At 34.9% G+C, this 6,404-nt stretch carries 11 protein-coding genes; 7 read left to right on the top strand and 4 right to left on the bottom strand.

The window, feature by feature from the left end:
- From CUN59_RS15400 to CUN59_RS15375, 6 genes are all read left to right on the top strand, one after another.
- Positions 1 to 288 (top strand): zinc ribbon domain-containing protein (locus CUN59_RS15400; protein WP_165790213.1); only part of this gene is annotated, 288 nt, incomplete at its 5' end.
- A gap of 97 nt (positions 289 to 385) precedes the next feature.
- Positions 386 to 1,501 carry an ABC transporter permease gene (locus tag CUN59_RS15395; RefSeq protein WP_104388669.1) on the top strand — a complete coding sequence of 372 codons (1,116 nt, stop codon included), beginning with the start codon at positions 386 to 388 and terminating at the stop codon, positions 1,499 to 1,501.
- 568 nt (positions 1,502 to 2,069) lie between these two features.
- Positions 2,070 to 2,726 (top strand): DUF1361 domain-containing protein, encoded by a 657-nt coding sequence (locus CUN59_RS15390; protein WP_104388668.1) that lies wholly within the window; start codon positions 2,070 to 2,072, stop codon positions 2,724 to 2,726.
- Between the two features lie 519 nt (positions 2,727 to 3,245).
- Entirely contained in the window at positions 3,246 to 3,482 is a 237-nt protein-coding gene (locus tag CUN59_RS15385) for a hypothetical protein (protein ID WP_104388667.1), read from the top strand.
- A gap of 38 nt (positions 3,483 to 3,520) precedes the next feature.
- Positions 3,521 to 3,754, top strand: coding sequence for a hypothetical protein (locus CUN59_RS15380; RefSeq protein WP_104388670.1), 234 nt, complete (start codon positions 3,521 to 3,523; stop codon positions 3,752 to 3,754).
- A gap of 6 nt (positions 3,755 to 3,760) precedes the next feature.
- A complete protein-coding gene (locus CUN59_RS15375; protein WP_104388666.1) occupies positions 3,761 to 4,159 on the top strand; it encodes a type II toxin-antitoxin system VapC family toxin in 399 nt (132 codons plus the stop codon).
- Positions 4,160 to 4,190: 31 nt separating this feature from the next.
- Here CUN59_RS15375 and CUN59_RS22360 read toward each other — a convergent pair whose 3' ends face one another.
- The 3 genes from CUN59_RS22360 to CUN59_RS15360 form a co-directional block, all read right to left on the bottom strand.
- Positions 4,191 to 4,325, bottom strand: a complete 135-nt coding sequence (locus CUN59_RS22360; protein WP_279327311.1) for a hypothetical protein — start codon at positions 4,323 to 4,325, stop codon at positions 4,191 to 4,193.
- 146 nt (positions 4,326 to 4,471) lie between these two features.
- The gene (locus CUN59_RS15365) at positions 4,472 to 4,810 is read right to left on the bottom strand and encodes a type II toxin-antitoxin system HicB family antitoxin (RefSeq protein ID WP_104388664.1); all 339 of its coding nucleotides are present in this window, start codon (positions 4,808 to 4,810) and stop codon (positions 4,472 to 4,474) included.
- A gap of 50 nt (positions 4,811 to 4,860) precedes the next feature.
- Positions 4,861 to 5,121, bottom strand: a complete 261-nt coding sequence (locus CUN59_RS15360; protein ID WP_104388663.1) for a type II toxin-antitoxin system HicA family toxin — start codon at positions 5,119 to 5,121, stop codon at positions 4,861 to 4,863.
- An 82-nt stretch (positions 5,122 to 5,203) separates the two neighbouring features.
- Between CUN59_RS15360 and CUN59_RS21495 the strand changes: the two genes are divergently transcribed.
- Complete coding sequence (locus CUN59_RS21495) at positions 5,204 to 5,353, top strand: hypothetical protein (RefSeq protein WP_165790212.1); 150 nt, start codon at positions 5,204 to 5,206, stop codon at positions 5,351 to 5,353.
- A gap of 19 nt (positions 5,354 to 5,372) precedes the next feature.
- Here the strand turns inward: CUN59_RS21495 and CUN59_RS15355 are convergent.
- A partial coding sequence (locus CUN59_RS15355) for a toxin-antitoxin system HicB family antitoxin (protein ID WP_243406962.1) occupies positions 5,373 to 6,404 on the bottom strand: 1,032 nt, incomplete at its 5' end.

Here is a 6,404-nt window from a genome sequence, read left to right as displayed (position 1 = left end):
TCAGTTCGACAAATGCTTACTTTAAGTCATTACAAGTTTAAGAAATTTATCAAACACAAAGCGAGTGAATTTCATAAAATAGTAATTGATGTTAATGAAGCATATACTTCAAAAACAGTAAGTTGGACTGGTGAAATTATCAATAATCTAGGGGGATCTAAAATCATTAAATCTCGGCTAGATGGTAGAATCATGAACCGAGATTTGAATGGTGCGCGAGGAATTTATCTTCGTGCATTGGTTGATACGCCTTGGTTGAGAGAAAATCTCGACTTATGTATTTGTTAGCATTAGTTAGCAAAAAAGTATCGGAAAAGCCCCTGCATCATTTTTAATCAACCGCTATATTAACAATTAAGCAATATTAACTTTGACATCAAAAACTATGAATTGGTGGCAGCGACTTCAGAAAAACCCTTTAGCACGATGTGGGGCAATTATCCTATTCTGTTTTTATTTAGCCGTAATTGCGGCGGAGTTTATCGCTCCTTATAATCCCTACGATTCACAACCCAATGGTTCATTATTACCACCCACTCAGATTCATTGGGTATCCCAGTCAGGTCAATTTATTGGACCTCATGTATATCCAACAACACAAGGTAATACTAGCTTAGAAACCGGAGAAAGAAAAATCACCATAGACCAAACAAAGCCTTCACCATTGCGGTTATTTGTGCGCGGTTCAGAATATCAATTATTTAAGTTCACTATTTCCCTACCTCCTAAATGGCAAGAGGTAACAATTATCCCTGGCATTTCCTTAAATTGGCATTTATTTGGCGTAATTGGCGACGCAAAATTTAATATTTTAGGAACAGATGAACAAGGCCGCGACCAATTTAGTCGCCTATTGCATGGTGGACGTATTAGTATGTTCATTGGCATTTTTGGGATTATTATTACCTATCCCTTGGCATTAATTATTGGTGGTATTTCTGGATATTTTGGTGGGTTAATTGATAGTATCATCATGCGTTTAGCGGAAGTATTAATGACCTTTCCCAGCATTTATTTATTAGTTGCACTTTCAGGAATCATAGACCCTAAATTAACCAGTAGTCAACGCTTTGTTTTAATTGTCTTGATTACTTCCTTAATTAGCTGGGCGGGTTTAGCGAGGGTAATTCGCGGGCAAGTTTTATCAATTAAAGAACTCGAATTTGTGCAAGCAGCCAAGGTCATGGGCGGTCATCCCGTTTATATTATTATCCGTCATGTTTTGCCACAAACCGCAACTTATATCATTATTTCTGCAACTTTAACCATTCCCAGTTTTATCGGAGCAGAAGCAGTATTAAGCTTGATTGGTTTAGGGATTCAACAACCTGATCCTTCCTGGGGAAATATGCTTTCTTTAGCTAGTAATGCTTCAATTTTAGTATTACAACCTTGGCTAATTTGGCCGCCAGCTATTCTAATTATTCTCACAGTTTTATCATTCAATATATTAGGTGATGGTTTGCGTGATGCCCTCGATCCCCGTAGTTTACAAAGATAAGTAATTGGACAAAAATATTTACAGTCATTGCGAGTGAAGGGAAGCAATCACAACCCTTGCGATTGATAAGATCCCCGACTTCTAAGATAGATTTATCCTTTCCGAATACAATTAATCAAAGAAGTCGGGGATCTGGGTACAAACAAGGTCTTCATTTTATAATTATTTAGCCCCCTAAATCCCCCAAGTTTGGGGGACTTTGAAATTCTTATTCCCCCAGAATTGGGGGTTAGGGGGCATTAAAACCCTATTAGGCAACCTGATTACACCTTGGCCTGCTAAGGTCGGACTACAGGGGGGTCTGATTATGTGCATCTTCATATAAAATTGGTATTACGCACAAATTAATAACGAACCATAGAGACACAGAGGAATAAAGGTTTTAGAGATATTTTGTGTAAGTCCTACTAAGTATATTTGCGAACATCTAATCAGGTGGAACAAAATAATCAGGTTAATAGTCTGTTAAAATGATAACTGCCAAAAACTTTCTGATAAAAAATTAAGAACTCCCCATTTCTGGAAATGATGATTTAATATTGATTCAATTAACAGGAATGAAAATTTTATAAAGGTAAAGATGATTGAATTAATAACCACAGTTTTGCAAGTCTTAAAAATTAATATGCGGTGGATGAGTTGGAATTTATTTTTAGCCTTTATCCCTTTAGCTTTAAGTGTTTGGTTGTTTCGTCGCCAACGTGGACGTTCTGGGGTTTGGTGGCTAGGATTTCTTAGTTTCTATGCTTTTTTACCCAATGCACCTTATTTATTGACTGACATTATTCATCTCATACATGATATTCGCCGAGTTCCTTCAATATGGATAATTACATTAGTTTTAATTCCTGTTTATCTGGTTGTCATTCTGGGAGGATTTGAAGCTTATGTCATATCATTAATCAATTTAGGTTACTATTTACATCGCATTGGCAAAACTAAATGGATTTTCACCGTAGAATTGATCACTCATATTCTTTGTGCTGTGGGTATTTATTGGGGAAGATTTTTGCGGTTTAATAGCTGGGACTTTATTACTCAACCAGATGCCATCCTGACTAAAGGTCTAGAAGAAATTCTTGGTAAACAACCATTGATCATTATCACAATTACCTTTATAATTCTCTGGGGTTTATATTGGTTAATGAACCGGGTTACTTTGGGTTTTTTGCATCAGAGGAGTAATTCACCGGTAAATGAGCATCATCTTCACAATATTGGCTAATAAGCGGCATAATATTAACTAAATAGTATAACTCCCGTCTTGCTAATCTCTCATCAGGCACTTCCACACCCCTTAAAACAGCGATTCCTACGGAGCTATTCGCTATCGCGCCTCACACATCCCCAAAAAGCGATCACTGTCAAAATATAAAAACTTAAATTAGTAGCTGAATTAATATCAGTGGTTCGTAATCGCGTTATGGATAGGGCTTGCTGAATAAACATGAAAGGATTACAGGTAAAGGGTTTGAGCCGTTTTCATGTAAAAAGAGTGCAAGCTTTTACGAGGTGGAAACTCGAAAACCTTGCATTTAAGTTTGATACCAAGGAAAAATAGCTCCCATCCAACTCTTGAAACTGTTCCCAGTTAAGAGTTCCCTGTTCCCTCTCCTCACAGACAACTTTTTCAGCAAACCCTAGATAAATCAAAAAAGCGTAGTATCCTAGATTTAGAAGGTTTAGGTAAGGAAATTTGGCAAGGTATTGATGCTCAAGAATATGTTAATCAGGAACGTGGAAAATGCAATGGATAGAACAATTACAGGGACAAACTGTGGCTTTAGATACTGCACCACTGATTATTTTTGAATATGGCGAACTGACAAGTCAGCGCTTGCGCGATCGCTCATCCTCACATCTCCAAAACAGCAAACTGCTTGCAGCAGCGCTTCGCTATCGCACTCCCAACATACCAAACAGCGATCGTAAGCATCCCCACATCCCAAACAGCGATTGCTTATCTATAGTGTATAGTTAAAGTAATAACATCAGCTAAATTAGCTCATGGTAAAAATTATGTTGCAAGCAATTGAAGGAATTTATAAAGATGGTAAAGTAGAACTTAAAGAATTACCATCTGATATTTCAGAAAGTCTGGTTATTGTCACTTTTTTAAAGTGGGAAAAAAATCACCCAAAAAATAAAATAATGAAGTTTGGTATGTTTTCTGGTAATAACCAGTCAACAGAAGCAGATTTTGAAATTGCTGAATTTCATGGGGATAGTGAGGACAGTTTAGACTGGTCATAATAAATTATGAAATATGTCCTAGATACTCATGCTTTAATCTGGTTTCTTGAAGGTAATTTAAAGTTAGGTGCAAATGCTAAAGTTATCCTTTGTGATCCTAATTCACAGTTAGTTATTCCTACGACTACCTTAGCTGAGGCTGTTTGGATTGTAGAAAGAGGTAGAACATCTATTCCTACTCCTAAAGATGTAATTTTAGCAGTAGAAGCTGATCCTCGTGTGGTAATTTATCCCCTTGATCAAGATGTTATTGAAATGACTATGAGCTTATATTCTATTAATGAAATGCACGATAGACAAATTGCGGCAACTGCGTTAGTTTTAGCGAGTAAAGGTGAAGTTGTACGGTTATTGACGTGCAATCAAAATATAACTGCGTCGGGTTTGGTTGCTATTGTTTGGTAGTTTGTAGGAGAGATCGCACTACCCCACATCCTTAAACGCGATCGCACATCCTAACATCCCAAAACAGTGATCGCATCCCCACACCCCCAAAAAGTGATCGCACTCCCACATCCCCAAACGCGATCGCACTTTCTACATTTCTAAAGTAATGCTTGTGTCTTTTCACTTTCTATTTCTTGGTTATTCTCTATATCTGGTTCATTTAGATCAATCCTTTCCTCTAACCATTCATACCAACCGATATATTTAGGGCTTACAACAAAACTTAAAGCTATTTCAATATGAAAATGGTATTTAGAAGAAATATTAAATCTATGCTTTGACTGATTTTTCAGCAGCATTGATTAAAATTTCATCCATCCAAGCATTGATACTTTTTCCAGCTTTTTTAGCTGCAATAAAAATTTTTCTGTGATGTTCTGGAGTAGTTCTAAATGGCAATTTTCCAGAAAAAGGTTTATCTGGTTCTTCTCCTAATTCTTCACAAAAAGCTAAATAACCATCTATAGAAGTCTGAAATTCTTTTCTTGCTTCTTCGACAGTTTTAGCTTTAAAAGTAATGACATCATTAATATCAATAACTCTTCCAAAAAGTATTCCTGCTTCTACATCTACTTCAATTGATGCTGTGTATCCTTTGTAAGTCAACATAATTTTAATAATCCTCAGTCAGTTTTGTTGTAGTTGATCTAACAATCTATTTATGGTTCAATTCCTGCTTTTATCAAAAAATCTCTCACTGCTTTTACCGCTCCTTTATCGGTTTCTTTTTCTGGATGTGGTTCATGAAAATAACCTCTAACATCATTTAATTTAACTCTAACTCTTGAACCGCTACCTTGACTAATATCAGAACCTAAAGCTGTAAATAAATTTTCTATATCTTGCCAAATAATATTTGCTGGTACAGGATTTGTAAAAATTAATTCTAAAATCTTTTGCTGTTTATTATTGAGATTCATCCTTTTTTACTTTTAACAGAAGCTTATATATAAGCTATCACATTATGATATCATGTCAATAGATATTCTGAATAAAATGTGATTGTATCTCTTAAAACAGCGATCGCACCCCACATTCCCAAAAGCGATCGTATCCCCACATCCTAAAAGCGATCACTCTCCCCACATTCCCAACAAGCGATCGCACCCCACACATCCCCAAAAAGCGATCGCACTTCCTACACATTCCTAATATCTAATACAATTTCACATTATGAATCAATCGCTTTTTCCGCAGCATTAGTGAGAACTTCATTTATCCAACTCTTAACATCCACACCAGATTTTTCCGCAGCAACATAGATTTTCTGGTGAATTTCAGGAGTTATTTGAATATGTATATTGCCTTTAAATTGCGGTTTTATTTTTCCTTCATTTGCTTTAGCTGCACTGAACAACACGCCAATATTTGACAATTTTGAAAGTTTTCTATCTATTTCTCCCCATTTTCTAAGTGTATCCTGAATTTTTTCTTCATCTAGTAAATTATTAGCTTGAATCTTCCATTTGTCTATTTGTTTTTTTGATATATGTCCCATATCATATTCAGGCTTGATGTATTCAAGGAAATGATCTATATCTTTTTCACTAATAGGTTTATCATCTCTCTGATTGATTGGTTTATTATTAAGTAATTTTTCTAGTTCTTCGTAAAATATTTCAGATGTTCTCAACTCATTAATTACGTATATAATCATCTCATTTATGAGATTTATTCTTTTTAGTAAATCATCTGATAATATTTTATTAATTTTTTCGTAATATATATTATCTACTTCTAATTTATATTGACTAACCACCTTTTCTATTAATTCATAATAGGTAATATAGCCATCTTTTAAACCATCATTTAACAAACCTTTCGATTCTATATAGTGAAGCAATTTTTGATCTTCCCGTAGACAATTATGAGAAATTAAATCATATTCATAGTCTGCTGGGTATAACGTAGCTCCTTTTAGGATCTCTATTATTATTTGATAATAAATTTTAACTAAGCAAATTATCACATCATCTTCTCTCAACTTAGCCTCGTGAAAAGCGTCATTTCTCAAACGACGCATTTCTAGTATGAATTGATACTGTTCTTCATCTATAACCCAACCAAATTCACTTTTGATAAACTTTACTCTTTCTAGGAAATTTTGTTTTATTTTAATCATTTTTTCATCAGTTATGTTTAAATCATAACGACAGTCACAAATAAAGTAATATGTGATTATATCGTATCCCCTCAATATATA

Origin of the sequence: Cuspidothrix issatschenkoi CHARLIE-1, assembly GCF_002934005.1 — a bacterium.
Lineage (GTDB): Bacteria > Cyanobacteriota > Cyanobacteriia > Cyanobacteriales > Nostocaceae > Cuspidothrix > Cuspidothrix issatschenkoi.
Note: the sequence above shows the minus strand (reverse complement) of the source record. Positions and strands in the feature narration are given on the sequence as shown.

What these genes read in the sequence shown, in the direction of transcription:
- CUN59_RS15365 (WP_104388664.1), bottom strand. Translation starts at nt 4,810, where the DNA reads ATGTTGACTTACAAAGGATACACAGCATCAATTGAAGTAGATGTAGAA.
- CUN59_RS15360 (WP_104388663.1), bottom strand. Translation starts at nt 5,121, where the DNA reads ATGAATCTCAATAATAAACAGCAAAAGATTTTAGAATTAATTTTTACA.
- CUN59_RS15385 (WP_104388667.1), top strand. Translation starts at nt 3,246, where the DNA reads ATGCAATGGATAGAACAATTACAGGGACAAACTGTGGCTTTAGATACT.
- CUN59_RS15395 (WP_104388669.1), top strand. Translation starts at nt 386, where the DNA reads ATGAATTGGTGGCAGCGACTTCAGAAAAACCCTTTAGCACGATGTGGG.
- CUN59_RS15375 (WP_104388666.1), top strand. Translation starts at nt 3,761, where the DNA reads ATGAAATATGTCCTAGATACTCATGCTTTAATCTGGTTTCTTGAAGGT.
- CUN59_RS15380 (WP_104388670.1), top strand. Translation starts at nt 3,521, where the DNA reads ATGTTGCAAGCAATTGAAGGAATTTATAAAGATGGTAAAGTAGAACTT.